Origin of the sequence: Arthrobacter sp. NQ4 (assembly GCF_029077345.1) — a bacterium.
Taxonomy (GTDB): domain Bacteria; phylum Actinomycetota; class Actinomycetes; order Actinomycetales; family Micrococcaceae; genus Arthrobacter.
The window spans coordinates 195847-221029 of sequence record NZ_JARETC010000007.1 but is presented as its reverse complement, the minus strand read 5'-3'; the positions used below and the strand labels follow the sequence as shown (position 1 = coordinate 221029).

The following is a 25183-nucleotide window of genomic DNA, read 5'->3' as shown; positions in this document are numbered from 1 at the left end:
ACTGGCCGATCATCAACATGTGCGGGACCCTGCGACAGGCGCAGACGGACTCCCCACCGACGAAAGAGTGATCCCATGACGCGCAAAGTAGTCATTACCGGTCTGGGTGCCACCACGCCCATCGGCGGCGATGTACCCACGATGTGGAACAACGCCCTTAAAGGGGTCTCCGGTGCCCGCACCCTCGAGGACGACTGGGTAGCCAAGTACGAGCTCCCCGTCCACTTCGCCGCCCGCTGCAGCACCCCGGCACTGGACGTGCTCAGCCGTGTTGAAGCAAAGCGGATGGACCCCTCCACCCAGTTCGGCGTCATCGCTGCCCGGGAAGCCTGGGCCGATTCCGGCATCACGGAAATCGACCAGGACCGGCTGGCAGTCGCCTTCGCCACCGGCATTGGTGGCGTCTGGACCCTCCTGGACGCCTGGGACACCCTGAAGGAAAAGGGCCCCCGCCGGGTCCTGCCCATGACCGTCCCCATGCTGATGCCCAACGGCGTTGCCGCAGCCGTCAGCCTGGACCTCGGCGCCCGCGCCGGCGCCCACACCCCCGTCTCCGCTTGCGCTTCCGGGACGGAGGCCATGCACCTGGGCCTGGAACTCATCCGCTCGGGCAAGGCAGACGTGGTGATGTGCGGTGGAGCAGAAGCCGCCATCCACCCCATGCCGCTGGCGGCCTTCGCCTCCATGCAGGCACTCTCCCGCCGGAACGACGATCCCCAGCGCGCCTCCCGCCCGTACGACACCGCACGTGACGGCTTTGTCATGGGCGAAGGTGCCGGCGCCCTTGTCCTCGAAGCCGAGGAGCACGCCCTGGCGCGCGGCGCCCGCATTTACGCCGAACTTGCCGGCACGTCCGTCACCGCCGACGCCTACCACATCACCGCACCGGACCCCGAAGGTCTGGGTGCCACCCGTGCACTCAAGGCTGCCATGTTTGATGGCCGCATCCAGGCTGAAGACGTGGTTCACGTCAACGCCCACGCAACCTCCACTCCTGTTGGTGACAAGCCGGAGTACACGGCCCTGCGTGCCGCCTTGGGCAACCACGTGGACAACGTGGCCGTTTCCGCCACCAAGTCGCAGATGGGCCACCTCCTGGGCGCGTCCGGCGCGGTGGAGGCTGTCCTCACCGTGCTGGCCGTCCATGAGCGCAAGGCACCGGTCACCATCAACCTTGAGAACCAGGATCCGGAGATCCCGCTCGACGTTGTCACCTCCGCCCGCGACCTGCCTGCCGGCAATATCGTGGCGCTGAGCAACTCGTTCGGGTTCGGCGGCCACAACGCCGTCGTGGCAATCCGCAGCGTCTAGGCATTGCCGGGGAAGCGCCCCGGAAACGCAAGGGAGGCCCCGCCAACTGGCGGGGCCTCCCTTTTTTGCTATGGAAGTGTTGCAGTACCCAAGGTCACCGGGGGACGGACGACGGCGGTCAGCCCACCTGGTGGAGCCAGCGCACCGGGGCGCCTTCGGCAGCGTGGCGGAACGGTTCGAGTTCCTCGTCCCAGGCTTCCCCGAGGGCCAGCGAGAGTTCGTGGTACACCGCAGCCGGGTCACCGGCGCCGGACTCATAGGCGTAACGGATCCGGTCCTCGGACACCATGATGTTGCCGTGGACGTCCGTCACGGCATGGAAAATCCCCAGTTCGGGAGTGTGCGACCAGCGGCCGCCGTCCACGCCCTGGCTCGGCTCCTCCGTCACTTCATACCGAAGATGCGCCCAGCCGCGGAGGCAGGACGCCAGTTTGGCTCCCGTGCCGGGGGTACCGGTCCAGGACAACTCGGCCCGGAACATGCCGGGCGCGGCAGGCTGCGGGGTCCACTCAAGGTCCGTCCGCTTGTCCACCACAGCGCCAACCGCCCACTCAACGTGGGGGCACAGCGCCGTCGGGGCCGAGTGAACGAACAGCACACCGCGGGTCATTGCAACAGACATTCCATCCTCCATAGCTATAGGTACGTCTTCCCCAACGACCTCTGCCTGGATGGAACTGCCGTGCCCTGCTCTGCGGCGGTGGTTCCCTGCGCGTATTCAGATGTATCACATAAAGCTGAGTCCGGACTTGCCGCGCCGCACAAAGCTCAGGGAGCTTCAAGCGACACTTGAAAGTTGCCGGACGTGACTCTTATTGTGCCGTACCCCGCAGAATTACGCCAGTGCGATTAGCCACACCGGGTCAGGCCCTTGGATGCGCCTGCTGATAGCTCTTCCGAAGGCGGTCAACCGAGACGTGGGTGTAAATCTGGGTGGTCGCCAGGCTGCTGTGGCCCAGGATCTCCTGCACCGCGCGCAGGTCCGCGCCCCCATCAAGCAGATGCGTGGCGGCCGAGTGCCGCAGCGCGTGGGGCCCGGACGCCGAGGTGTCGCCCAATGCCGCGAACAGCGTGTTGACCAGGGCACGGACCTGCCGTTGATCGATGCGGCCGCCGCGGGCTCCAAGAAAAAGGGCAGGCCCGCTGTTGCCTTTCGCCAGCGCCGGACGCCCCCGCCGAAGCCAGTCGTCGACCGCCACGGCAGCGGGAACGCCGAAGGGAACTGTGCGTTCCTTGTTGCCCTTGCCGATCACGCGGAGCGTGCGCCGGTCAGGGTCAAGATCGTCGACATCGAGCCCGGCCAGTTCGCCCACCCGGATGCCCGTGGCGTACAGGAGTTCCACCAGGGCGCGGTTTCTGACAGCCAGTGGCTCACCGTCCGTGGCGGAGGCCTCCAGACCATCCAGCAGGCGCGTGAGCTGCGGCGCCTGAAGCACCCCCGGCAGGGATCCTTCCCGTTTGGGTGCCTTCAGGCGAAGGGCGGGATCTGTGTCGATGAGCTCTTCCCGGAGTGCCCAGGCTGTAAAGACCCGCGCCGTGGCGGACCGGCGGGCAAGGGTCGCCCGCGAGGCGCCCGCAGAGCTTTGGCTTCCGAGCCACCGGCGGAACGTTCCCAGTTCAAGGTCCTTCAGTTCTGCCACGCCTTCCGATGCCGCATGGACCAGGAGGCTGTGCAGGTCGCCCAGGTAGGCGCGCCTGGTGTGGTCTGACACCGCACGCTCCCCCGACAGGTAGCCGGCGAACGCGTCCAGTGCCTTGCCGAGTGCCCCGGGCAGTTCTTCATGTTCCACTCCTCTACTTTCCCAGTTGCGGGCCCTGCACCGTGCGCGGACACGGCTATCCTTTGCCGTGTTTCCAGCCTCCCCGCTCCGACACGGCCAGGCCCAGCAGCCCCAGCCTGCCAAGTCCGGCCCGCACCGAGTCCTGTCCCAGGCCGGCCACGGCGGAGAGCTTTTCCACGGATGTGGTGGAGCGAAGCGGCAGTGCGTCCAGCAGGATCAAGTCCTCCAGGGTCAGGCCGTCCTGGACTGCCGCTTCCGTAGTCCGTTGCCCTGGCAGGGCAGTTCCGCTGGGCGAGGCAAGTTCAGCCACCTCCGCCGCATCGGTGACGCAGACCGCCCCTCCGTCCCGCAGAAGACGGTGGCAGCCGGCGGAGTTGGCGCTGTGGACTGATCCGGGAACGGCACCAACCGCACGGCCCAGGGTCTCGGCGTGGTGGGCCGTATTAAGAGCTCCCGAACGCCAGCGGGCCTCGACCACCACCGTCACCGCGGAGAGGGCGGCAATCAGCCTGTTCCGCTGCAGGAACCGGTAGCGGGTGGGGGCCGATCCCGGTGGCACCTCGGCCAGGACGGCTCCCTGGTTGGCCACGGCGCGCAGCAGGTCCTCATTGCCGGACGGATAGAACCTGTCCACTCCCCCGGCCATGACGGCGACCGTTGGTACCGCCGTGGAGCTGCCGGCGAGGGCTGCCCGGTGCGCATGGGCGTCGATGCCGTAGGCTCCTCCCGAAACGACCGTGAAGCCCCGCTGCGCCAGCGAGTAGGCCAGGTCGCCTGTGACCGCCGCTCCGTAGCTCGTGCTGTCCCGGGACCCCACCAGGGCGATGGATTTATCCAGTGCGGGCAATGGCTGTTCCTCTCCCCGCCACCAGAGGCAGATGGGCTCCTGGATGCCCAGGTCTGCGACCTGGGCCGGCCATAGTTCGTCGCCCGGGATGATGATGCGGCCGCCCAGCCGGGCCATGGTGGCAAGGTCACGTTCGGGTGCGAGGTCAGGGATCCGTGGCTGCCACCGCTTCAACGCTGCGGCAAGGCCGGCCCAACTGCCGGCCGCCGCGGTGTCCGCCAGCAATGCGGTGATTTCCCGCTCAAGGCCAGGGCCGGCCGACACCTGTCCGGTAGCGATGAGCAGGGCGTCTGTTGCCCCCGCAGTCCGAACGAGGGCAAGGCCCGCCGCGTCCTGGGGTTCCATCAGCCGTGAGAGGGCGGCCCGGGCCAGCCGTTCCTTATCAATGCTTCGCGTCTTTTCCACGACCCGTTCCTTGTCCACCCGCAGTTCCTTTGGTTCGTTCCGTTCCTGGAGGCTTGTCATGCCGCGGCCGCCGTAGCCTGCCGCAGGCCCAGTGCCTGTCCGATGTCGTTGGTGTCCGGCGTATCCCGGCGACCCAGGTCCGCCAGGGTCCAGGCGAGCCGAAGGACGCGGTCGTACCCGCGGGCGGTCAGGATGCCGCGCTCAAGGGACTGGTCCAGGATCCGGGTTGCTGCCGGCGCGAGCCGCAGGTCACCGCGGAGGATTCGCCCCGGTACCTGGGAGTTCGTCTCAAGCCCGAAGCATCGCAGGCGATCCGCCTGCCGCGCACGGGCACCCCGCACCCGGTCCGCCACGGAAGCGGTGTCCTCCTCGGCCCCTGCCTGGCCGAAGTCAGCCAGGGAAACCCGCTCCACCTGGAGCTGGATGTCCACTCGGTCCAGCAGGGGCCCGGACATTCTGGCAAGGTAGCGGCGGCGCATCACGGGAGTGCAGGTGCAGTCCAGCCCTTTGCCGGAGGCCTTGCCGCACGGGCAGGGATTAGCTGCAAGCACCAGCTGGAACCGGGCCGGGTACGCCGCAGTCCCGGCGGATCGGTGAATCACCAGTTCCCCGCTCTCCAGGGGCTGCCGCAGCGCGTCCAGGACGCGCCGCTCGTATTCCGGCGCCTCGTCCAGGAAGAGCACGCCCCGGTGCGCACGGGATGCCGCTCCAGGCCTGGGCAGGCCCGACCCGCCGCCGATGATGGCTGCAGCGGTGGCGGAGTGGTGCGGGTTCTCGAAGGGCGGCCGGCGCAGGAGCTGCACGGTGGACGACGGGAGGCCGCACAGCGAATGGATGGCCGTGACCTCCATGGACTCATGGTCGCCAAGGTCGGGTAAAAGACCGGGCAGCCGCTCCGCCAGCATCGTCTTGCCGGCGCCCGGCGGCCCGGTGAGCAGCAGATGGTGGGCACCCGCGGCGGCCACCTCCAGGGCTTTGCGGGCGTCGCCCTGGCCGGAGACATCTGCCATGTCGGGAGACGGGCCGGGAAGGGCGGGCCCGTCGCCGCCCCCATCCGCGTCATCGGGTTCGAAGTCCAGGGCAAGTTCCTGCGGATCTGCCCCGAAGTCGAGGGCGAGCCGGGCAAGCGTGCGGTATCCACGCACCACGGCACCCGGGACAAGGGAGGCCTCGGCGAGATTGGCCTGCGCCACCACGACTTCGGGATAGCCGGCCTGCACCGACGCCATGACGGCCGGCAGGATTCCGCGCACGGGGCGGAGCCTGCCATCGAGCCCCAGTTCCGCGATGAAGACACTGCGCCCCGTGGGCTTGATGTCGTTCGCGGCCCGGAGTACGGCCATGGTGACGGCAAGGTCGAAGCCGGAACCGCGCTTGGGAAGTGAGGCGGGAATGAGGTTGGCGGTGATCTTCCGGCGGCTGAGCGGGATCCCGGAGTTCTTGGCGGCTGAGCGGATGCGCTCCTTGGCCTCGTTGAGGGAGGCATCCGGCAATCCCAGGAGGACGAAAGCGGGCAGCGTCTGGCCGATGTCCGCTTCCACCTCAACCATGTAGCCATTGAGCCCTACGAGGGCGACGGAATAGGTCCGGCCCAGCGCCATCACCCCACCCCCTTGAGGTGTTCCACCAGGGGTTCCCCGCCGCCGTCGTCCAGCACCGCCACAACGTCCACACGCCGCAGCGGCATCCGCAGCTCGCGGTCGCGGCACCACGCGGCGCCAAGCCGGTGCAGCCGCGCCAGTTTTTCCGGACCCACCGCCTCAAACGGGTGGCCGTAATCCAGGGAGCGGCGGGTTTTGACTTCAGCGATGACCAGCGCGTCACCGTCCAGGGCAACGATGTCGATCTCGCCCCCGGCGCACCTCCAGTTGCGCTCCACCACCAGCATGCCCAGCGATTCAAGGTACCCCACGGCGAGGTCTTCGCCGTGCCTGCCCAACAGGTCTTTCGATTTCATTTCTACCTCCGCAACCAGCCTGGCGGCGGAGGCAAGCGGAGAACAGAAGGCCCCTGTCCTATGTGGACAGGGGCCGGTGTGGAGGGAAAGTCGGGAATTCCGGGGTGTCTAGTTCCCCAGGTCCACGTCCTTGGGCAACGCCAGGTCCTCGTTGCGGGGCAGTTCCTCGACGTTGACGTCCTTGAACGTCAGGACCCTGACGCTCTTGACGAAGCGGGCTGAACGGTAGACGTCCCAGACCCAGGCGTCCTGCAGGGTCAGGTCGAAGTAGACCTCGCCGTCAGCGCTGCGGGCCTGGAGGTCAACGTGGTTGGCCAGGTAGAAGCGCCGCTCGGTCTCGACAACGTAGCTGAACAGACCGACCACGTCGCGGTATTCACGATAGAGCTGAAGCTCCATGTCGGTTTCATAGTTCTCAAGATCCTCAGCACTCATGCATCCATCTTGCACCATGTCCGGCACGGCTGGCGCCGGGCGGCGGGAGTCAGTCTTCGTACGGCCCGTCCCCGTCGGGGACCTCCGCGGCCTGCAGTTCCCCGCCGAGGAGCCGCCAGCTGACCCGGTGGTAGGGGGTGGGTCCCGCTGCGCGAAGCACGTTCCGATGGGCTGCCGTGGCATAACCCTTGTTGATGTCCCAGCCATAGTCCGGGTACTCGGTGTGCAGTTCGCGCATCATCCGGTCCCGCTCCACCTTGGCGATGACGCTTGCGGCGGCCACACTGAGGCACTGCATGTCGGCCTTGACCTTGGTGTGGACCGGGGCCTCGCACGCGGCCTCCAGGACGGGCTGGTCGAACAGGGACAGCTGCTCCGCCGGGGAAAGCCAGTTGTGGCTTCCATCCAGCAGGACCGCGTCCGGGACAATGCCTGAACCGAGGATGCTCCCCCAGGCCCGGGTTCCGGCCAGCCGCAGGGCCGCGATGATGCCGAGCGAATCGATCTCGCCGGCGGTGGCGTGCCCCACCGCGGATGCGACGCTCCAGCGCCGCACCAGCGGATCCAGCCGTTCCCGTTCAGCCGGGCTCAGGAGTTTGCTGTCCCGCACGCCGGCAAGCGGTTTTTGGCGCTCCAGGTCCACCACGGCGATTCCCACGCTGACAGGGCCCGCGAGGGCACCGCGGCCAACCTCGTCAACGCCTGCCAGGAACCGTATCCCCTGTGCCTTGAAGGTTCGCTCGTGCCGCAGCGTCGGCGCCTTGGCTCCGCGGGGCGCGGGCTTGGTGGCGGGACGGGACGTGGCGGCCGGGGAGGCCTGTACTGCGGAAGACATGGTCAGCGGGCCGCCGGCACGTTCTTGAACACGTCCGGGTAGTTGTCCAGCGTCTTGATCCTGTTCAGCGGCCACGCGATGATTGCGGCCTTGCCCTCGAGGTCCTTGAGGTCGACGAATCCGCCGTCGGTCTCCATGTGCGCGCGGGAGTCCGCAGAGTGGTTCCGGTTATCACCCATCACCCACACCTTGCCCTCCGGGACGGTGACGTCAAAGTTGCGGACCTGCGGGACTTCGGCGGGATTGATGTAGGTCTCGTCGACGGAGGTCCCGTTAATGGTCAGTTTACCGCCCGCGTCACAGCAGACCACGTGGTCGCCCGGCAGTCCGATGACCCGCTTGACCAGGTGCTGCTCTGAATTGTCCGGCAGGAGGCCTACGAAGGTCAGGCCGTCCTGGACCCAGGTGAACGGGCCCTGTGCCTTGGCCGGGGCGGGACCGAGCCAGCCCTTGGTGTCACGGAACACCACAACGTCCCCGCGGCTGAGGGCAAAGGGCTCGGGGACCAGGAGGTTGACGAAGATCCGGTCATCCACGTCCAGGGTGTTCACCATGGACTCGGAGGGGATGAAGAAGGCCCGGAACAGGAAGGTCTTGATGAGGAAGGACAACACCACCGCGATGACCACCACGGTGGCAATTTCCTTCAACCATCCCAGCAAGGGATTGCCGGCTGACTTCCCGGCAGCTTTGGACCCCTGCCGGTCCCGCCGGTGGACGGGTTCTGACGCCTCCGGACCCTCAGCGGGCGTGGAAGAAACTGGAACGGCCGGTACTTCTGAAGCGCCGTCGTGGCGGGGCTCAGGTTTCCGCGCGTGGTTCTCGGGCATTTACCGTCCGTTCTGTGTTGTCGGCCCCGGTGCGGGCGGCCGTGCTACTGGGGCAAATCTATCAAGCGGCCAGAGGATCTGGACCGGCCTGCCGATGACCCGGTCCAGCGGGACGAGTCCGCCGCCGGGGGCGCCGAGCAGGCTCCGTGAATCGGCGGACACCGAACGGTGGTCCCCCATCAGCCATAGCCTGCCTTCGGGAACCACGGTGTTGAACTTCTGCGTACTTGGCGCATCCCCCGGGAAGATGTAGGGCTCATCCAGGGCAGCCCCGTTCACGGTGACCTTTCCGCCGGCGTCGCAGCAGACCACCGTGTCACCGGGGAGGCCGATCACCCGCTTGACGTAGGTGGTGTCGCTGCCGGTCAGCCCGAGCCATTGCATGGCGGAGGCTGCGGCATCCACCAGCGGGCCCTTTCCGCTGTTCAGGGGCGCAAAGCTGCCACGCCCGTCGAAGACCACAACGTCCCCGTGCCGGATGGGGTCGGACTGGAAATCAGTGCGCGAAACCAGGATCCGGTCCCCGCCTTCCAGGAGCGGCTCCATGGACTCGGACGGAATGAAGTAGACATCCAGCCACAAAGACCTCACCAACCCGCTGATGGCGACCGCAAGGAGCAGCGCCAGAAAAACAAAACGCCAGCCCATTTTGCGGGGCTGGCGTTTTGTCTGGTGCATGGTCCGTATCCTGGCGCTGGTGCATTGCTCCGGCGCTTGCCGGGTACGGCCGCGCTCCTGCCTGGCGGTAAGTCCGGTAAGGACTTACTTGGCGGAGCTGAAGTCGCGCTTTTCCTTGATCTTGGCGGCCTTGCCACGCAGCGCACGCATGTAGTAAAGCTTGGCGCGGCGGACGTCACCCTTGGTGACAACCTCGATCTTTTCGATGATCGGGGAGTGCACCGGGAAGGTACGCTCCACGCCGACACCGAAGGAAACCTTGCGGACGGTGAAGGTTTCGCGCACGCCATCGCCCTGGCGGCCCAGGACGAAGCCCTGGAAGACCTGGACACGGGTGTTCTTGCCTTCGATGATGTTCACGTGCACCTTGAGGGTGTCACCCGCGCGGAATTCGGGAACATCGTTGCGCAGCGAGGCTGCATCGACGGAATCGAGAATATGCATAATTGCACTCCTGGTGAACGCCACAGGTCATTCACTTTGGGTCACGGCAGGCAAGTCGGGCTGCTGGAATGCAGGCCGGGTCTCGCCGCCGAAGTAAAGTCTCCGGCCGCTTCAAGGGTTGATGGGGCCGGTTGTCCGGCTGTTGGCCGCGCAACCCCCTGTGGCAGGTGCGGACCCAGCAGACACAAGGGTTAATTTTGCCACAACGGCAGGGTTACGCCAATTCCGGCGGCGCTAGTCCTGGTGTTCAGCTGCCATCCCGGGCCGGCGGGCAAGCCTGCCGTCCACGACGTCGTAACCAAGGTTGTGCAGTTCGGTGCGGTCGGCGCGCGGGAGGCTGCCGGCGTCGAACCCTTCCAGCAGGTCCGGACGGCGCTCCGCGGTGCGGCGGTACTGTTCGTGGCGGCGCCACTGGGCGATCCGGCCGTGGTTGCCGCTGAGGAGCACCGGGGGCACTTCGCGGTCCCGCCAGACGGAGGGCTTGGTGTAGACCGGGTACTCCAGGAGCCCGTCAGAGTGGGATTCCTCCACCAGCGACTCGGGATTTCCCACCACCCCGGGCAGCAGGCGGCCAATGGCCTCCACCATGGCCAGGACGGCCACTTCCCCGCCGTTGAGGACGTAGTCGCCCAGGCTCACCGGGCGGACAGTGAAGTGCTCCTGCGCCCATTCCATGACCCGCTCATCGATGCCCTCGTACCGTCCGCACGCAAACGCGAGGTGCTGTTCCTCAGCCAGTTCGTAGGCAAGGGCCTGGGTGAACCGCTCCCCGGCGGGCGAGGGGACGATCAGCACGGGCTTGCGGTCCGGGTCCGGGCGCCCGTCGGCCACTGCCGCGAGTGCCTGAGCCCAGGGCTCGGGCTTCATGACCATGCCGGCGCCGCCGCCGTACGGGGTGTCGTCGACGGAACGGTGCTTGTCCGTGGTGAAGCTGCGCAGGTCGTGGACGTGCAGGTCCAGGATGCCGTCCTGGCGGGCCTTGCCGATCAGTGAGAGTTCGAGCGGGGCAAGGTATTCGGGGAAGATACTGACGACGTCGATCCGCATCTAGGCGTTGCCTTCGGCTTCCGGGGCGGCGGCTTCGTCCGAGTTGACGTCGAAGAGGCCGTCCGGCGGGGTGAGGAGGATGAAGCCTTCCTCGATGTTCACCTCAGGGACGATCTGCTCCACGAACGGGATGAGGATTTCGTCGCCGCCCGGGGTGGTGACCACCAGCAGGTCCTGGACCGGCATGGTGTTCAGGGCTGTCACCTTGCCCACCACCTGGGACCCGACCCGTGCTTCCAGGCCGACCAGTTCGTGCTCGTACCAGCCCTCATCGTCGTCCTCGTCCAGCTCTTCGGTTTCGATGAAGAGCTTGGCTCCGCGGAGGGTTTCGGCACGGTTCCGGTCCGCCACTTCCTCAAAACCGAGCAGCAGGATGTCCTTGTTCCAGCGCGCACTGCTCACGGTCAGGGGACCGGCCGCGGCAGGCTCGACCACGAACTCCGTTCCGGGGACAAACCTGTCCTCCGGGGCGTCGGTCAACACCTGGACGGTGACTTCCCCGCGAATGCCGTGCGGCTTGCCAATCCGTGCCACCTGAAGCTGCATCTGTTCCTCTGTTCCGCGTTGTGGTGTTTCTACTGAAAGCACTTTGTTGTGAAAGAACTCCGGCCCCTCCACCTGGTGGTGGAGGGGCCGGAGCAAAAACTGGTATTGCCGAGCGCTCAGCGGCGACGGTCGGTGTCGACGACGTCGACCCGTACCGGTTCGCCGCCGGCCAGTGCAGCCACCACGGTGCGCAAAGCGCGCGCGGTGCGGCCCTGGCGGCCAATCACCCGTCCGAGGTCGTCCTGGTGAACGCGCACCTCGAGGGTGTCCCCGCGGCGGTTGCTCTTGGAACTGACCTTGACGTCGTCCGGGGAATCAACGATTCCGCGGACCAGGTGCTCGAGCGCTTCTGCCAGCAATCTACTCAGCCTCGGTGGTCTCAGCTTCGGCGTCGGCCGGGGCCTCGGCAGCGTCAGACTTGGAAGCCTTCTTGGTGATGGCTTCCGGGATGATGACCGAGCCCTTTTCCGGGGCAACGAAAGCTTCCTTCTCGACCTTGGTCTTGAGGGTGCCTTCCTGGCCCGGCAGGCCCTTGAACTTCTGCCAGTCACCGGTGATCTTCAGGATCGCGGCAACCTGCTCGGACGGCTGGGCGCCGACGGACAGCCAGTACTGTGCACGCTCGGAGTTGACCTCGATGAACGAGGGCTCTTCGGTGGGGTGGTACTTGCCGATTTCCTCGATGGCGCGGCCGTCACGCTTGGTGCGTGAGTCCGCGACGACGATGCGGTAGTACGGGGCGCGCATCTTGCCGAAGCGCTTAAGGCGAATCTTTACGGCCACTTTTGTGGTCACTCCTGTTTCAGAAAAGGGGTGAACCCGGCGTTCTGCACCCGTGGGGCGGGCCATACTTGCGGGCTCGAAGGACAAGATCCGGACGCGGAGAGAGGGGCCACGCAGATCGAGTACCTGTTTATTGTGCCAGATGAGCGCTGTTATTTCGACTTGGCGCTGCCGCCCGTGGCGCCGCAGGCAGCCCGAAGACTGCCTGCGGCCCGCAGGGCAGTTCCGAAAACGGGCCGGGAAGGGTCAGGCGGACCAGACGTACAGCCCGGTCCGTTCGGAATCGTCGATTCCGGCAGCAAGTTCCGCCAGCTGCTGCACGTACGTCCGCGCCTGGGCGGCATCAAACGGCATGTCCTCCTGGGCGGCCCATTGCTCCGCCACGTCGTCAAGGACGTTGCCTTCACCCTCGGTTTCATAGGTGAGCAGGTCGGCCAGGGCCCGGACCATTGCCGGCGGAACGGCAAGGAGCGAGTCGCTGGCGACATCGACCATGGTCAGCTCATAATCGGCCCCGCCCGCGTGGACGGCCGTCCCGGCAAGATCGCCGAGCTGCTCCACCTCGAAGTCGCTGATGCCCTGGATCCGCACGGCCTGGCCGGCAGCAGCGCCGTCCGCGGAGCCGCGTCCTTCATCAAGGAGGCCGGCGCGTTTCAGCGCGGCGTCATGGGTGGCGACAAAGATCTCGGTGAAGCCCATGGCTGGTGCCCTTCTTCCGTTGGCGGAGCTGCGCGCCGGGCGCTGCCTGCCGCCCGGCCGTACGGGATCAGCCTAGTAGCTGCGGGGCGGCCGGCGCACACCCGCGGTCCGCCCGCGCAGCGTGGCCCGGGGCGGGATTAATCAGCGGACGGCCACGCGGATCCGGTTCCGCCACGGGTCCTCGAACCTGAGTTCCGAACCGGTGTGGTGGGCGGGCACCCCGGCAACCTTCAGGCGGTCGGTCAGCGCCCCGACGTCGTCCCCTGACGGAACCTCGATGAGCACCTCACCCAGCCCAAGGGTGTCCTTGCGCGGACCTGCGCCGCGGCTGTTCCAGACGTTCATGGCCATGTGGTGGTGGTAGCGGCCTGCGGAGACGAACAGTGCCTGCCCGTGCCAACCCGCGGTCTTTTCGAAACCGAGCGTTCCCACATAGAAGTCGCGGGCGGTCTGCACATCGCCAACCTGGAGGTGGACGTGGCCTACGCCGGCCGCCGTCTGCCGCTGGCCTTCCAGGGACTCCTCGGTGAGGTACTGCTCAAGGTAGCGCTGCGGCGGGAGCGCCAGGCTGTCCATGACCACGTCGGTCCCGTTCCAGGACCAGTTGCTGCGGGGGCGGTCCCAGTACAGCTCGATGCCGTTGCCCTCGGGGTCGGTGAAGTAGAAGGCTTCGCTGACCAGGTGGTCGGCACTGCCCGTGAAGGCCCGCGGCTCGTACTGGGCAGCAGTGGCGACGGTCGCGGCCAGGGAGGCCTGGTCCTCGAAGAGCAGCGCGGTGTGGAACAGGCCCGCCTCTCCCCTGCCGGGAAGGTGCAGTCCGGGAGCCGGCGCAAGGTGGACCAACGGCCGGCCCAGGCGGCCAAGGTAGAGCCCGCCGTCCTGCTCCGCCACCACCTCAAGGCCCAGCGCACGCTGGTAGTAGTCGGTCATGACCTTCATGTCGCCCACTTTGAGCATCACGGTGCCCATGGCGAGGTCGGCAGGAAGAAGATCCTGGCTGCTGGCTGATGCGGTCATTGAAGGCTCCTTGCATTGGCGGCCGTCCCATTGGCGGCCTGTCACCTATTAAAATTACTTGAAGCTTCAATTTATTCCAAGCCCCCGTGAACCGTTTGTCAGCGAATGATCCGCCCGCCCAGCACCACGTGCTCCAGCGCCGTAATGGCCTTCGGTACAGCCCGCGGATCTTCCCGGCATACGACGACGTCGGCGCGGGCCCCCTCTTCCACTCCATCCGCTCCCAGCCAGCTGCGTGCTGCCCAGCAGGCGGAGTCGAGGGCCGCGTCCATGGGGAGGCCGGCGGCGTGCAGGGCGAGGATTTCGTCGGTGATCCTGCCGTGCCGGATCACGCTGCCGGCATCGGTGCCGGCAAAGATGCGCACACCCGCTGCGTGGGCTTCCGCCACCCGCTCGAGCCTGCGTTCCCATAAGGCGCGCATGTGGGCTGCATAGCGCGGGAATTTCGCGTCCGCCTGGGCCGCAATGTCGGGGAAGGTGGCGATATTGATGAGCGTGGGCACGATCGGTACGCCCTGCTCCACGAACCGGGGCAGGTGGCGGGACAGGAGCCCGGTGGCGTGCTCGACGCAGTCGATACCGGCGTCCAGCACCTGGTCCAGGGTGTCTTCGGCGAAGCAGTGCGCCGTCACCCTGGCGCCTTCGTCGTGCGCCGCCTGGACGGCATCGCGGACGACGGCGGCGGGAAACGACGGCGCCAGGTCACCGGCGCTGCGGTCAATCCAGTCACCCACCAGCTTGACCCAGCCGTCGCCGTCGCGCGCCTGCTTGCGGACGGCCTCCACGAGGCCGTCCGGTTCAACTTCCTCAGCGAAGCCGCGCAGGTAACGGCGCGTCCGGGCGATATGGCGCCCGGCACGGATCAACACCGGGAAGTCCCTGCCACCCTGCATCCAGCGGGTATCCGCCGGCGAGCCGGCATCCCGGACCAGGAGGGTTCCGGCGTTGAGGTCCGCCTGCGCCTGGTCCCTGGCGGCTGCGGGCTCCACGGGGCCCGCAGGGCCCAGGCCGATGTGGCAGTGGGCGTCCACGAAGCCCGGCAGGACCCAGCCGTCGAGTACCCGGCCGGGAGGAGTGTCCGGCTTGTTGAACGTGAGCCTTCCGTCCACCGACCAAAGTCCATGCCGCACCCGGTCCGGCGCGGTCAGGACGGGTCCACGGAAGTGGATGATGTCTGCCATGGGGCTCCTTTCGATGCCCGGTCAGGCTAGCACCGCAATTATGACAAGCCTGGTTCAGGGGCCTGTGGTAGCTTCGTTCCTGACCACACGGGTGCCCTTGCAGGGGCTGAGATCGGGCTGACGCAGCCTGCGACCGTTGAACCTGTCCGGGTAATGCCGGCGAAGGAAGTGAGTATTCCCTTGAGTACGCAAAACACGCAGTTGAACCCTGCCCTGCTGCCGTCCGCCGGGGAGCCCGGCGACACATCAGTTCCGCAGGTAACCCAGTCCCTGAAGTCCCATTCCCTCGCCTACCTTGCGGATGAGGCGTCCGGGATCCGGGTACCGGTGACGGAAATTTCCCTTGAACCATCACCCAACGGCCAGCCGAACGCACCCTTCCGGACCTACCGGACTGCCGGACCCGGCAGCGACCCCGTCCGCGGGCTGCAGCCCTTCCGCGCAGAGTGGATCGCCGCGCGCGGGGACACCGAACCCTACGGCGGCCGGGAGCGCAACCTGCTCGACGACGGCCGCTCGGCCGTGCGCCGCGGTGCTGCCTCCGCGGAGTGGAAGGGCGCACAGCCGGTGCCACGCCGCGCCGTCGACGGCCGGACGGTGACGCAGATGCACTATGCCCGGCAGGGAATCGTGACGCAGGAAATGCGCTTCGTGGCGCTGCGCGAAAACTGCGACGTTGAGCTGGTCCGCAGCGAGGTTGCTGCCGGCAGGGCCATCATCCCGAACAACATCAACCATCCGGAATCCGAGCCGATGATCATTGGCAAGGCTTTCCTGGTGAAGATCAACGCGAACATTGGCAACTCCGCGGTGACGAGTTCCATCGCGGAGGAGGTGGACAAGCTGCAGTGGGCCACCCAGTGGGGTGCCGACACCGTCATGGACCTCTCCACCGGCGACGACATCCACACCACGCGGGAGTGGATCATCCGCAACTCCCCCGTGCCGATCGGGACGGTGCCGATCTACCAGGCGCTGGAAAAGGTCAACGGCGAGGCCAACGCCCTCACGTGGGAGATCTTCCGCGACACCGTGATCGAACAGTGCGAGCAGGGTGTGGACTACATGACCATCCACGCCGGCGTGCTGCTCCGCTATGTCCCGCTGACGGCCAACCGGGTGACCGGCATCGTCTCGCGCGGCGGCTCCATCATGGCCGGCTGGTGCCTGGCCCACCACCAGGAGAACTTCCTGTACACGCACTTCGACGAGCTGTGTGAAATCTTCGCCAAATACGACGTCGCCTTCTCCCTGGGTGACGGCCTCCGCCCTGGTTCCACGGCGGACGCCAACGACGCCGCGCAGTTCGCGGAGCTGGACACGCTCGCCGAGCTGACGCAGCGGGCCTGGGGGTACGATGTCCAGGTGATGGTGGAGGGGCCCGGCCACGTTCCCTTCCACCTGGTCCGTGAGAATGTGGAACGGCAGCAGGAGCTGTGCAAGGGTGCGCCCTTCTATACCCTGGGCCCGCTGGTCACCGACATCGCTCCCGGCTACGACCACATCACGTCGGCAATCGGCGCCACCGAGATTGCCAGGTACGGGACCGCCATGCTCTGCTACGTCACGCCAAAGGAACACCTGGGCCTGCCCAACAAGGACGACGTCAAGACGGGTGTCATCACCTACAAGATCGCGGCGCACGCGGCGGATCTGGCCAAGGGCCACCCGGGGGCGCACGAACGGGACGACGCCCTGTCCAAGGCACGGTTCGAATTCCGCTGGCGCGACCAGTTCGCCCTGTCCCTGGATCCTGTGACCGCGGAGGCGTTCCACGACGAGACGCTTCCCGCTGAACCGGCCAAGACGGCGCACTTCTGTTCCATGTGCGGCCCCAAGTTCTGCTCCATGCGGATCAGCCAGGACATCCGTGACGAATACGGGTCGGCAGACTCGCAGGCGGCACTGGCGGACATGGCATCCGGCATGCGGGAGAAGAGCCAGGAGTTCCTGGCCAAGGGCGGCAAGGTGTACCTGCCGGAACCGACGGTCGCTGCCGGCAGCTAGGACGCCCGGGCGGGCTGGCTTCGGCTGACCCCGCTGATGAACTGGCGGATGGCCCGGTCCCCGTCCAGGGAGTCCTGGGGCCGGTGCCCTCCCGCGGCAACGCGGTGCAGGGCACCGGTCTCCCTGAGGTACCCGGCAATTTCCTCATAAAGCGGCTCCCAGCCACCGGTCAGGACCAGCGTGGGGACACCGGGAACAATATGCAGCGGCGCATCCCAGGACGGCGCCTGAAGGCGCAGCCTGCGGGCGGAGCGTTTTTCCTCGATGGTGGCCGGCTGCTGGAGGTCGGTGGCGTAGACGCGGCGGACGAATTCGCGCTGGAAGTCGTCGTCACTGAGCTGGTGGCGGACGTCGAAAAGCGGCTGCATCAGGCTGATATGCGCGGCCGTGGCCGGCAGTTCCGCCGTCAGCGACAGGCAGGCCGGTTCCACCAGGGTCAGGGAAAAGACCAGGTCGGGACGTTCCACCGCGGCCATCATGGCGGGGATCGCCCCCTGGGAGTGCGCCACCACATGTCCGCCGGCGGCCCCGCGGCCATCGTCGGCAAGCGACCTTAGGATGATCGCGGTGTCTTCCGTGAAGGAGGATTCCAGCGGCTCCGCGGCGGAATCGTAGCCGTGCCTGCGGAGGAACAAGGCATCATAGGCAAGTCCCATGCCGTGCTGGCGGGGCCATGCGGCGGCGCCAAAGGTACCGGCGCCGTGCACGAACACTACCCTCTGCTTGAACATATCCCAACCCTATTCCACGGTGCCGGCATCCCAACGAAAAAGCGCCAGGTGTCGTCTTGAGCGGTCAAAACGGCACCTGGCGCTTCCCGATGTTGGGGAACTGCTACTTGCCCATGAACTTGTCGAAGCCCTTGGGAAGGTTCAGCTGGGACGGGTCAAAGTCGCCGCCCTGCTGGCCGAAGGCCGCGCCGGTGGGCAGTGCCTTGGCAGCGTTGGCCCGGCGGGCCTCGGCCTCCTTGCGCTCCTGCGCAGCCTTGGCCGGGTTTCCCGACTTCGGCTTCTTTTTCGGCGCGTTCTTGGCGTTCTTGCGCGCACCGCCGCCGGCTCCGGGCAGGCCGGGCATCCCGGGCATTCCCGGCATGCCGCCCTGCGCCATCTTCTTCATCATCTTCTGGGCCTGGGCGAAGCGCTCCAGCAGGCCATTGACCTCGGAGACGTGGACACCGGAACCACGGGCGATGCGGGCGCGCCGTGAGCCGTTGATGATCTTGGGGGCCAGCCGCTCGTGGGGGGTCATGGACCGGACGATCGCCTCGACGCGGTCAATCTCCCGCTCGTCGAACTGTTCGAGCTGCTGCCGGATGTTCTGCGCGCCCGGCATCATCATGAGCATCTTCTTCATGGAGCCCATGTTGCGGATCTGCTGCATCTGGGCCAGGAAGTCTTCGAGGGTGAAGTCTTCCTGGTCGGCGAACTTCTTCGCCATGCGGGCAGCTTCGTCTTTGTCCCAGGCCTTTTCGGCCTGCTCGATGAGCGTGAGGATGTCGCCCATGTCGAGGATGCGCGAGGCCATCCGGTCTGGGTGGAACAGCTCGAAGTCGTCCAGGCCTTCACCGGTGGAAGCGAACATGACCGGCTTGCCGGTGACCGACGCAACGGACAGTGCGGCACCACCGCGGGCATCGCCGTCGAGCTTGGACAGCACGATGCCGGTGAAGTTCACGCCTTCGTCGAACGCCAGGGCGGTGTTGACGGCGTCCTGGCCGATCATGGAGTCGATCACGAACAGGACTTCGTTGGGGACGATGGCCCGGCGGATCTGGCGGGCCTGCTCCATCATGCCGGCGTCCACGCCAAGGCGGCCGGCGGTGTCCACGATGACGACGTCGTGCAGCTTCTGGCGTGCTTCCTCCACACCGGCGCGCGCGACGGCGACCGGGTCACCGGCGGGCTGGTCCAGCTCCGTGGAGGTGGCTCCCGGGTGCGGGGCGAAGACCGGCACGTTGGCGCGCTGGCCCACCACCTGGAGCTGGGTGACGGCGTTGGGGCGCTGGAGGTCGCACGCCACCAGCAGGGGGCTGTGGCCCTGGGCCTTCAGCCACTTTGACAGCTTGCCGGCCAGGGTGGTCTTGCCCGCACCCTGGAGGCCGGCCAGCATGATGACGGTGGGGCCGTTCTTTGCCAGCCGGATCCGCCGGGTCTCGCCGCCGAGGATCTCCACGAGTTCCTCGTTGACGATCTTGACGATCTGCTGGCTGGGGTTCAGGGCAGCCGAAACCTCGGCGCCGAGTGCGCGTTCGCGGACGCGGCCCGTGAATTCACGGACCACCGGAACGGCGACGTCGGCGTCCAAAAGGGCACGGCGGATCTCGCGGACAGTGGCATCAACATCGGCCTCCGTCAGGCGGCCCTTGCCGCGGAGATTCTTGAAGGTTGCTGTCAACCGGTCAGAGAGTGAATTGAACACGCGCCGTGAACTTCTTTCAGGAGATGATCGGGACTCGACTATCTAGGGTATCAAGTCAGGCACGGTAGATGGCATGCTGGCAAAATGACGAGCCAAACAACTGTCAAGACCCTGCTCATCCTCGGCGCCTCGGGCGACCTCACGGGCCGGCTCCTCCTGCCGGGCCTCGCCCGCCTTGTTGCGGCAGGCCGGGCGGAGGGCCTCAGCCTGGTGGGCGCGGGTTCGGATCCCTGGACACCGGAACAATGGCGGGAGCGGGTGGAGTCGTCCTTTGCCGCGGCGGCCGGCATAGCCGACCAGCCGGGGAAGGACGCCCTGGAGGCCATGCAGAAGGAGACGGCCTACCACCAGGTGGACGTCACGGCCAAGGGTGCCCTTGCTGCCCTGCTCGCCGGGCTGCACGGCCCGGTGGCCGTCTACTTCGCCCTTCCGCCCAGGATCAGCCAGCTGGCCTGCGAGACGCTCCAGCCGGCGGAGGTTCCGGAAGGCACCCGCCTGGTGATGGAGAAGCCGTTCGGCTCCAGTGAGGAGTCGGCCCGTTCCCTGAACCGGACCCTGGGCCGCCTTGTCCCGGAGGACCACATCCACCGGGTGGACCACTTTTTGGGCAAGGCCACGGTCCTGAACATCCTGGGCCTGCGGTTTGCCAACAACTTCCTTGAACCCGTGTGGAACCGGCAGCACGTGGAAAAGGTGGAGATCTTCTTCGACGAGGACCTGGCGCTGGAAGGCCGTGCCCGCTACTACGACGGCGCCGGCGCGCTCCGCGACATGATCCAGAGCCACCTCCTGCAGGTCATGGCCATCATGGCGATTGAACCGCCTGCCACCATCGGCGAGCGCGACCTCCGGGACGCGGTCTCCGCCGTCCTCCGCGCCAGCAGCGTCAGGACCCCCTTCACCGACTCAACGCGGCGGGCCCGCTACACGGCGGGTTCCGTGGCAGGCAAGGAGGTGCCGGACTATGCCAAGGAGGACGGGGTGGACCCCGCCCGGGGCACGGAAACCCTCGCCGAAATCCAGGTGGACATCGACAACTGGCGCTGGCGGGGAGTCCCCTTCATCCTCCGCTCGGGCAAGGCCCTGGGCGACAAGCGGAAGGAAGCGGTGGTCACCTTCCTTCCGGTGCCCCACCTCCCGCAGGGCTTTACCGGGGTGGACTCCCCCAACCAGCTGCGGATCGGTTTCGGTCCGGACACGCTGGAGTTCGACGTCGACGTCAACGGTCCCGGGAACATCTTCAGCCTGGGCCGGGTCACCCTGGAAGCGGAACTGAGCGCCTCCGACCTCCTGCCCTACGGTGAAGTGCTCGAAGGTGTCCTGACCGGCGACCCGCTGCTGTCCGTCCGGAGCGACACTGCCGAGGACTGCTGGCGGATTGTCGAGCCGGTGCTCAAGGCCTGGGAACAGGGCAAAGTTCCCTTGGAGGAGTACGACGCCGGATCGGCCGGCCCGGCGTCGTGGCCCACCAACCGGCACAAGGACTGAGCCTTCACGGCAGACAGGACGGGCGGGAACCTTTCGGTTCCCGCCCGTCCTGTATCACTCTTCAGTTGTTGCCCTGCAGGGGACCGTGCCGCCCCGCCTAGATGGCGGCCACTCCGCGTTCCCCGGTCCGGACGCGCACTGCCTCATGGACGTCCATGGTCCAGACCTTGCCGTCCCCGGCCCGGCCGGTGTTGGAACTGGCAATGATCACGTCCAGGATGTCGTCGGCCTGTTCGTCCGTGGCCAGGACTTCCACCCGGATCTTGGGCAGGAGGTCCACGTTGTATTCCGCTCCGCGGTAGACCTCGGTGTACCCGCGCTGCCGGCCGTACCCGCTTGCCGCGCTGACGGTCAGGCCCTGCACGCCGTAGGCTTCCAGGCCCTCCCTGATGGCTTCGAGCTTTTCCGGCCTGACGATTGCAGTGATCAGTTTCATGCCCCCACGCTTTCCTTACCTGTTGCCGGCTGTGCCTTTTGCGCACCCGGTGCTGCCTGGACCGTCTCGCCCTGGCCCTTGCCGGTGATCATGTCGTGCAGCGGCTGGAAGCTTCCACCGTGGCCGCTGAGACCGAACTCGTAGGCAGTCTCGGCGTGCAGGCTGAGGTCCACACCCACCGTTTCCTGTTCCTGCGAGACCCGGAAGCCCATGGTCTTGTGGATGGCCAGCGCAATGATGGACGTCAGGACCGCTGAGTAGGCAATCGCGATGCCGGCTGCCGCGAGCTGCGCCCACAGCTGGGTGAGTCCGCCGCCGTAGAAGAGGCCGCCGCCAACACCGTCGGTGGGCAGTGCGATGAAGCCCAGGGCCACGGTGCCGATGATGCCGGAGACGAGGTGGACGCCGACGACGTCCAGGGAGTCATCGAAGCCCCAGCGGAACTTGAGTCCAACGGCGAGGGCTGAGGCGACACCGGCGACCACGCCGAGGCCAAGGGCACCGACCGGGCTGACGTTGGCGCAGGCGGGGGTGATGGCCACGAGGCCGGCCACGACGCCGGACGCGGCACCGAGAGAGGTGGGGTGTCCGTCGCGGATGCGCTCGGTGACGAGCCAGCCGAGCATGGCCGCGGCCGGGGCTGCGAGGGTGTTGATCCAGATGAGGCCGCCCTGTTCGGCAGTGGTGGCCGCGCCACCGTTGAAGCCGAACCAGCCGAACCACAGGATGGCTGCGCCGAGCATGACGAACGGGATGTTGTGCGGGCGGTGGTTGGGGTCCTTGCCGAAGCCCTTGCGGTTGCCGATGATCAGGACCAGGATCAGTGCTGCCACACCTGCGTTGATGTGGACCACGGTGCCGCCGGCGAAGTCGATGGCCGGGCCGAGGGCCTTGCCGATGGCGCCTTCGGGGCCGAAGAGGCCGCCGCCCCACACCATGTAGGCCAACGGGCAGTACACCAGCGTGACCCAGATGGGAACGAACACGGACCAGGCGCCGAACTTGGCGCGGTCGGCGATGGCGCCGCTGATCAGGGCCACGGTGATAATGGCGAAGGTGGCTGCGTAGCCCACCTTGATCAGCCCGTCAGGGGTGGTGATCCCTTCAAGGCCGAATGTGGCGAACGGGTTGCCCACAATTTCCATGAACCCTTCCCCGGAGCTCATGGAGGCGCCCCACAGGACCCAGACAACGCCCACCATGCCGATGGAGATGAAGCTCATCATCATCATGTTCAGGGCTGCCTTGGCGCGGGTCATGCCGCCGTAGAAAAATGCCAGACCGGGTGTCATGAACAGCACGAGAGCTGCCGCTACCATGACCCAAACGTGACCTGCGGTAAGTTCCATGGTGCACGTCCTCTCTCATCGAATCTTGCGGAATACTCCGCCTGCCAACGCCTTTTTGCGTCCTGTAATGAGTGTGTGGGCGGCGTGTTTCGCCCGCGGAGGATTTAGATTGCGGGCCTGTTACAACAACCTCTAGGAAGTAAATGGTGCATATCCGCCTTGTTACGGTTATGTTTCCGCACCCGCGCAGCCACCCGGCTCCCTTTCCAGCAAGGACTCCTGCACCATGACGGCACCACCCCGCTCAAGCGGCGCCACTTCGAGGTTTTTGGCCCGGCTGAGGCCCCAGCGGGAGAAACTCCCCCGGGACATTAAGGTGATGCTGGCCGCGGCGTTCCTGATCGCGCTTGGCTTCGGGCTTGTTGCGCCGGTATTGCCGCAATTCGCAACAACCTTCGGTGTGGGGAACACTGAGGCCGCTGTCATCGTGGCCATCTTCGCTTTCATGCGCCTTGCATTCGCCCCTGCCGGCGGCGCCCTGATCGGCAGGCGCGGGGAACGCCCCATCTACGTTGCCGGGCTGCTGATCGTGGCGCTGTCCACTGCGGCGTGCGCCTTTGCCCAGGACTACTGGCAGCTGCTGCTCTTCCGCGGGCTGGGCGGGGCCGGGTCTGTGATGTTCACGGTGGCATCGATGGCCCTGGTGGTCCGGCTGGCGCCGCCCCAAAGCAGGGGCAGGGTCTCAGGGGCCTACGCGTCGGCCTTCCTGATCGGAAATGTGTGCGGGCCGATCGTGGGCGGCCTGCTGGCGGGACTGGGCCTGCGGGTCCCATTCCTTGCCTACGCCGCCGCACTGCTTGTGGCCGCGTTCGTTGTCCAGACCCAGCTGAGCCACCAGCGCCGGGGAGGCGCCGAGGTACAGGACCGCGCCCCGGACATGCGCTTTGGCGAAGCGCTGGCTGCCGGAACCTACAGGTCCGCCCTGGTCTCCAGCTTTGCCAATGGGTGGGCGACCTTTGGTGTCCGGATGGCAACGGTGCCGCTGTTCGCCGCGGCCGCCTTCGGGGCAGGTCCTCAGGCCGCTGGCCTGGCACTGGCAGTATTTGCTGCCGGCAACGCCGCTGCCCTGACCTTCTCGGGACGGCTGGCGGACTCCGTGGGGCGCAAGCCCATGATGATCTCCGGCCTCCTGGTGGCGGCCCTGTCCACTGCAGCCATCGGCATCACCTCAGACCTGCCCTGGTTCCTGGCGGCGTCGACGCTCGCCGGCGTCGGGTCCGGTCTCTTCGGTCCCGCCCAGCAGGCCGCCGTCGCCGATGTCATTGGCAACGGGCGGTCCGGGGGCAAGGTGCTGGCGGTGTACCAGATGACGTCCGACGTCGGAGCGATCGTTGGGCCGCTCGTGGCGGGGATGCTGGCCGACAGGCTGGGGTTCGGCTGGGCTTTCGGCGTGACCGGCGGGGTCATGCTCCTTGCAGCCGCCGGCTGGCTGCCCACCCGCGAGACACTGCGCGCGGCCGGCTCCTAAGCGCCCCTGTCAGTTCAGCAGGGCGTCAACAAAGCCTTCGGTGTCAAAGGGGGCAAGGTCGTCGGCGCCTTCGCCCAGCCCGATGAGCTTGACGGGCACGCCGAGGGTCTTCTGAATGGCGACGACGATGCCGCCCTTCGCAGTTCCGTCCAGCTTGGTCAGGACGATGCCGGTGATGTTGACCACCTCCGAGAAGACCCGCGCCTGGTTGAGCCCGTTCTGGCCGGTGGTGGCATCCAGCACCAGCAGGACCTCGTCCACCTCGGCCAGCTTCTCCACGACGCGCTTGACCTTGCCCAGTTCGTCCATCAGGCCCACCTTGTTCTGCAGGCGCCCGGCGGTGTCGATCATGACCACGTCGACTTCCTGCTCGATGCCGGCCTTCACTGCCTCGTAGGCAACCGAGGCGGGGTCGGCCCCGTCGATGTCCGACTTCACGGTGGGAACGCCCACGCGCTGGCCCCACGTGGCCAACTGCTCAGCGGCAGCGGCGCGGAACGTGTCCGCGGCGCCCAGCAGGACGTCCTTGTCCTCGGCCACCAGCACACGGGCAAGTTTGCCCACGGTGGTGGTCTTGCCCACGCCGTTCACGCCCACCACCATCATCACGGCGGGCTTGTCGGCATGCCGCTGTACGTTGAGGCTGCGGTCCATGGTGGGGTCCACAAGCTTGATGAGTTCTTCCCGGAGCATGGTCTTGACGTGTTCGGGGGTGCGGGTGCCCAGTACCTTGACGCGCTCCCGGAGGGCGTCAACCAGCTGCATGGTGGGTTCGGTGCCCAGGTCCGCGAGCAGGAGGGTTTCCTCCACTTCATCCCAGACGCTCTCGTCGATCCGGTCGCTGGACAGCAGCGCCAGCAGGCCCTTGCCCATGACATTGTTGGAGCGGGCCAGCCGTTCCCGAAGCCGGGCCAGGCGGCCGGCGACGGGCAGCGGGGTTTCGACGGGAATGGTTTCCAGCCCGGCCGCATTGTCCGGAACGGCGGTGGTGTCCAGCCCTTCGAGGTCCACACCCTCCGGAGCCCTGCCTTCGATGGTTCCTTCGCGGTCCGCCACCGCCGTGCTTCCGCCGGAGCGGATTTCGGGGTCGTTGGCATCCCTGGTGCCCGGGTAGCGGGTGATGTTCCTCCGCGTCTTCAGCAGGACCGGAATCAGCCCGCCGATGACCACCAGCGCAGCAAGAATGGACAGAACAATGGGAAGGATGTCATTCACTCCCCT

The 25183-nt window shown here is 66.9% G+C and carries 26 protein-coding genes and 1 riboswitch; of the genes, 4 read left to right on the top strand and 22 right to left on the bottom strand.

Annotated elements, in window-relative coordinates; translation table 11 throughout:
- Positions 1–75 precede the first annotated feature (75 nt).
- Positions 76–1311, top strand: a complete 1236-nt coding sequence (fabF, locus tag PUN51_RS13880; protein WP_224026390.1) for a beta-ketoacyl-ACP synthase II — start codon at positions 76–78, stop codon at positions 1309–1311.
- A 118-nt stretch (positions 1312–1429) separates the two neighbouring features.
- Here fabF and PUN51_RS13875 read toward each other — a convergent pair whose 3' ends face one another.
- The 17 genes from PUN51_RS13875 to PUN51_RS13795 form a co-directional block, all read right to left on the bottom strand.
- Positions 1430–1933, bottom strand: a complete 504-nt coding sequence (locus PUN51_RS13875) for a DUF3145 domain-containing protein (RefSeq protein WP_159631751.1) — start codon at positions 1931–1933, stop codon at positions 1430–1432.
- A 241-nt stretch (positions 1934–2174) separates the two neighbouring features.
- The gene (locus tag PUN51_RS13870) at positions 2175–3101 is read right to left on the bottom strand and encodes a tyrosine recombinase XerC (protein ID WP_275181329.1); all 927 of its coding nucleotides are present in this window, start codon (positions 3099–3101) and stop codon (positions 2175–2177) included.
- A 46-nt stretch (positions 3102–3147) separates the two neighbouring features.
- Entirely contained in the window at positions 3148–4284 is a 1137-nt protein-coding gene (gene dprA, locus PUN51_RS13865) for a DNA-processing protein DprA (RefSeq protein ID WP_275181340.1), read from the bottom strand.
- A gap of 116 nt (positions 4285–4400) precedes the next feature.
- The gene (locus tag PUN51_RS13860; RefSeq protein WP_224026392.1) at positions 4401–5945 is read right to left on the bottom strand and encodes a YifB family Mg chelatase-like AAA ATPase; all 1545 of its coding nucleotides are present in this window, start codon (positions 5943–5945) and stop codon (positions 4401–4403) included.
- Entirely contained in the window at positions 5945–6301 is a 357-nt protein-coding gene (locus tag PUN51_RS13855; protein ID WP_159631748.1) for a YraN family protein, read from the bottom strand. Before PUN51_RS13855 ends, PUN51_RS13860 begins: the two co-directional genes overlap by 1 nt.
- Before the next feature lie 108 nt (positions 6302–6409).
- Entirely contained in the window at positions 6410–6736 is a 327-nt protein-coding gene (locus PUN51_RS13850; protein ID WP_159631747.1) for a DUF2469 domain-containing protein, read from the bottom strand.
- 49 nt (positions 6737–6785) lie between these two features.
- Positions 6786–7571, bottom strand: coding sequence for a ribonuclease HII (locus PUN51_RS13845; RefSeq protein ID WP_275181328.1), 786 nt, complete (start codon positions 7569–7571; stop codon positions 6786–6788).
- A 2-nt stretch (positions 7572–7573) separates the two neighbouring features.
- Complete coding sequence (gene lepB / locus PUN51_RS13840; protein WP_159631745.1) at positions 7574–8401, bottom strand: signal peptidase I; 828 nt, start codon at positions 8399–8401, stop codon at positions 7574–7576.
- Positions 8402–9079 (bottom strand): signal peptidase I, encoded by a 678-nt coding sequence (lepB, locus tag PUN51_RS13835; protein ID WP_159631744.1) that lies wholly within the window; start codon positions 9077–9079, stop codon positions 8402–8404.
- An 84-nt stretch (positions 9080–9163) separates the two neighbouring features.
- Positions 9164–9523, bottom strand: a complete 360-nt coding sequence (rplS, locus tag PUN51_RS13830; protein WP_018768283.1) for a 50S ribosomal protein L19 — start codon at positions 9521–9523, stop codon at positions 9164–9166.
- Positions 9524–9757: 234 nt separating this feature from the next.
- Positions 9758–10570 carry a tRNA (guanosine(37)-N1)-methyltransferase TrmD gene (trmD, locus tag PUN51_RS13825; RefSeq protein ID WP_275181327.1) on the bottom strand — a complete coding sequence of 271 codons (813 nt, stop codon included), beginning with the start codon at positions 10568–10570 and terminating at the stop codon, positions 9758–9760.
- Positions 10571–11116: a ribosome maturation factor RimM gene (gene rimM / locus PUN51_RS13820; RefSeq protein WP_201302412.1), complete on the bottom strand. Its 546-nt coding sequence runs from the start codon at positions 11114–11116 to the stop codon at positions 10571–10573.
- Between the two features lie 116 nt (positions 11117–11232).
- Positions 11233–11475 (bottom strand): RNA-binding protein, encoded by a 243-nt coding sequence (locus PUN51_RS13815; RefSeq protein ID WP_013601399.1) that lies wholly within the window; start codon positions 11473–11475, stop codon positions 11233–11235.
- 1 nt (position 11476) lies between these two features.
- On the bottom strand, positions 11477–11899 hold the full coding sequence (rpsP, locus tag PUN51_RS13810; RefSeq protein ID WP_043453174.1) for a 30S ribosomal protein S16: 423 nt from the start codon (positions 11897–11899) through the stop codon (positions 11477–11479).
- Positions 11900–12145: 246 nt separating this feature from the next.
- Positions 12146–12598, bottom strand: a complete 453-nt coding sequence (locus PUN51_RS13805) for a hypothetical protein (RefSeq protein ID WP_224026396.1) — start codon at positions 12596–12598, stop codon at positions 12146–12148.
- Between the two features lie 141 nt (positions 12599–12739).
- Complete coding sequence (locus PUN51_RS13800; protein ID WP_141160153.1) at positions 12740–13615, bottom strand: VOC family protein; 876 nt, start codon at positions 13613–13615, stop codon at positions 12740–12742.
- Positions 13616–13713: 98 nt separating this feature from the next.
- On the bottom strand, positions 13714–14796 hold the full coding sequence (locus tag PUN51_RS13795) for an amidohydrolase family protein (protein WP_275181326.1): 1083 nt from the start codon (positions 14794–14796) through the stop codon (positions 13714–13716).
- Positions 14797–14873: 77 nt separating this feature from the next.
- A riboswitch (TPP riboswitch) is annotated at positions 14874–14981 on the top strand.
- Between PUN51_RS13795 and thiC the strand changes: the two genes are divergently transcribed.
- Positions 14977–16803, top strand: a complete 1827-nt coding sequence (gene thiC / locus PUN51_RS13790) for a phosphomethylpyrimidine synthase ThiC (RefSeq protein WP_374114950.1) — start codon at positions 14977–14979, stop codon at positions 16801–16803. Its footprint overlaps the riboswitch before it by 5 nt.
- Here thiC and PUN51_RS13785 read toward each other — a convergent pair.
- Together PUN51_RS13785 and ffh are read right to left on the bottom strand one after the other, a co-directional pair.
- Positions 16800–17534 (bottom strand): alpha/beta hydrolase, encoded by a 735-nt coding sequence (locus PUN51_RS13785; protein ID WP_224026398.1) that lies wholly within the window; start codon positions 17532–17534, stop codon positions 16800–16802. The genes thiC and PUN51_RS13785 overlap by 4 nt on opposite strands.
- A 103-nt stretch (positions 17535–17637) precedes the next feature.
- A complete protein-coding gene (gene ffh / locus PUN51_RS13780) occupies positions 17638–19221 on the bottom strand; it encodes a signal recognition particle protein (RefSeq protein WP_159631738.1) in 1584 nt (527 codons plus the stop codon).
- 84 nt (positions 19222–19305) lie between these two features.
- Here ffh and PUN51_RS13775 point away from each other — a divergent pair, with 84 nt between their 5' ends.
- Positions 19306–20709: a glucose-6-phosphate dehydrogenase gene (locus PUN51_RS13775; RefSeq protein WP_275181325.1), complete on the top strand. Its 1404-nt coding sequence runs from the start codon at positions 19306–19308 to the stop codon at positions 20707–20709.
- Positions 20710–20806: 97 nt separating this feature from the next.
- On the opposite strand, the gene PUN51_RS13770 is transcribed toward PUN51_RS13775, so the two are convergent.
- Both PUN51_RS13770 and PUN51_RS13765 read right to left on the bottom strand, forming a co-directional pair.
- Positions 20807–21145, bottom strand: coding sequence for a P-II family nitrogen regulator (locus tag PUN51_RS13770; protein WP_159631736.1), 339 nt, complete (start codon positions 21143–21145; stop codon positions 20807–20809).
- On the bottom strand, positions 21142–22494 hold the full coding sequence (locus tag PUN51_RS13765; protein WP_159631735.1) for an ammonium transporter: 1353 nt from the start codon (positions 22492–22494) through the stop codon (positions 21142–21144). Before PUN51_RS13765 ends, PUN51_RS13770 begins: the two co-directional genes overlap by 4 nt.
- Before the next feature lie 226 nt (positions 22495–22720).
- Here PUN51_RS13765 and PUN51_RS13760 point away from each other — a divergent pair, with 226 nt between their 5' ends.
- Positions 22721–23962, top strand: a complete 1242-nt coding sequence (locus PUN51_RS13760) for an MFS transporter (RefSeq protein WP_275181324.1) — start codon at positions 22721–22723, stop codon at positions 23960–23962.
- 9 nt (positions 23963–23971) lie between these two features.
- Here the strand turns inward: PUN51_RS13760 and ftsY are convergent, their stop codons facing one another.
- On the bottom strand, positions 23972–25177 hold the full coding sequence (ftsY, locus tag PUN51_RS13755; protein WP_275181323.1) for a signal recognition particle-docking protein FtsY: 1206 nt from the start codon (positions 25175–25177) through the stop codon (positions 23972–23974).
- Positions 25178–25183 lie beyond the last annotated feature (6 nt).

Excerpts from the sequence above, each read along its gene's own strand:
- PUN51_RS13760 (WP_275181324.1), top strand. The coding sequence starts at position 22,721 with ATGACGGCACCACCCCGCTCAAGCGGCGCCACTTCGAGGTTTTTGGCC.
- PUN51_RS13765 (WP_159631735.1), bottom strand. The coding sequence starts at position 22,494 with ATGGAACTTACCGCAGGTCACGTTTGGGTCATGGTAGCGGCAGCTCTC.
- rimM (WP_201302412.1), bottom strand. The coding sequence starts at position 11,116 with ATGCAGCTTCAGGTGGCACGGATTGGCAAGCCGCACGGCATTCGCGGG.
- rplS (WP_018768283.1), bottom strand. The coding sequence starts at position 9,523 with ATGCATATTCTCGATTCCGTCGATGCAGCCTCGCTGCGCAACGATGTT.
- PUN51_RS13805 (WP_224026396.1), bottom strand. The coding sequence starts at position 12,598 with ATGGGCTTCACCGAGATCTTTGTCGCCACCCATGACGCCGCGCTGAAA.
- PUN51_RS13770 (WP_159631736.1), bottom strand. The coding sequence starts at position 21,145 with ATGAAACTGATCACTGCAATCGTCAGGCCGGAAAAGCTCGAAGCCATC.
- lepB (WP_159631745.1), bottom strand. The coding sequence starts at position 8,401 with ATGCCCGAGAACCACGCGCGGAAACCTGAGCCCCGCCACGACGGCGCT.
- PUN51_RS13785 (WP_224026398.1), bottom strand. The coding sequence starts at position 17,534 with ATGTTCAAGCAGAGGGTAGTGTTCGTGCACGGCGCCGGTACCTTTGGC.
- PUN51_RS13795 (WP_275181326.1), bottom strand. The coding sequence starts at position 14,796 with ATGGCAGACATCATCCACTTCCGTGGACCCGTCCTGACCGCGCCGGAC.
- PUN51_RS13855 (WP_159631748.1), bottom strand. The coding sequence starts at position 6,301 with ATGAAATCGAAAGACCTGTTGGGCAGGCACGGCGAAGACCTCGCCGTG.
- PUN51_RS13860 (WP_224026392.1), bottom strand. The coding sequence starts at position 5,945 with ATGGCGCTGGGCCGGACCTATTCCGTCGCCCTCGTAGGGCTCAATGGC.
- PUN51_RS13875 (WP_159631751.1), bottom strand. The coding sequence starts at position 1,933 with ATGTCTGTTGCAATGACCCGCGGTGTGCTGTTCGTTCACTCGGCCCCG.
- lepB (WP_159631744.1), bottom strand. The coding sequence starts at position 9,079 with ATGCACCAGACAAAACGCCAGCCCCGCAAAATGGGCTGGCGTTTTGTT.
- dprA (WP_275181340.1), bottom strand. The coding sequence starts at position 4,284 with ATGGAACCCCAGGACGCGGCGGGCCTTGCCCTCGTTCGGACTGCGGGG.
- trmD (WP_275181327.1), bottom strand. The coding sequence starts at position 10,570 with ATGCGGATCGACGTCGTCAGTATCTTCCCCGAATACCTTGCCCCGCTC.
- PUN51_RS13800 (WP_141160153.1), bottom strand. The coding sequence starts at position 13,615 with ATGACCGCATCAGCCAGCAGCCAGGATCTTCTTCCTGCCGACCTCGCC.
- fabF (WP_224026390.1), top strand. The coding sequence starts at position 76 with ATGACGCGCAAAGTAGTCATTACCGGTCTGGGTGCCACCACGCCCATC.
- PUN51_RS13775 (WP_275181325.1), top strand. The coding sequence starts at position 19,306 with ATGACGAGCCAAACAACTGTCAAGACCCTGCTCATCCTCGGCGCCTCG.
- PUN51_RS13850 (WP_159631747.1), bottom strand. The coding sequence starts at position 6,736 with ATGAGTGCTGAGGATCTTGAGAACTATGAAACCGACATGGAGCTTCAG.
- PUN51_RS13845 (WP_275181328.1), bottom strand. The coding sequence starts at position 7,571 with ATGTCTTCCGCAGTACAGGCCTCCCCGGCCGCCACGTCCCGTCCCGCC.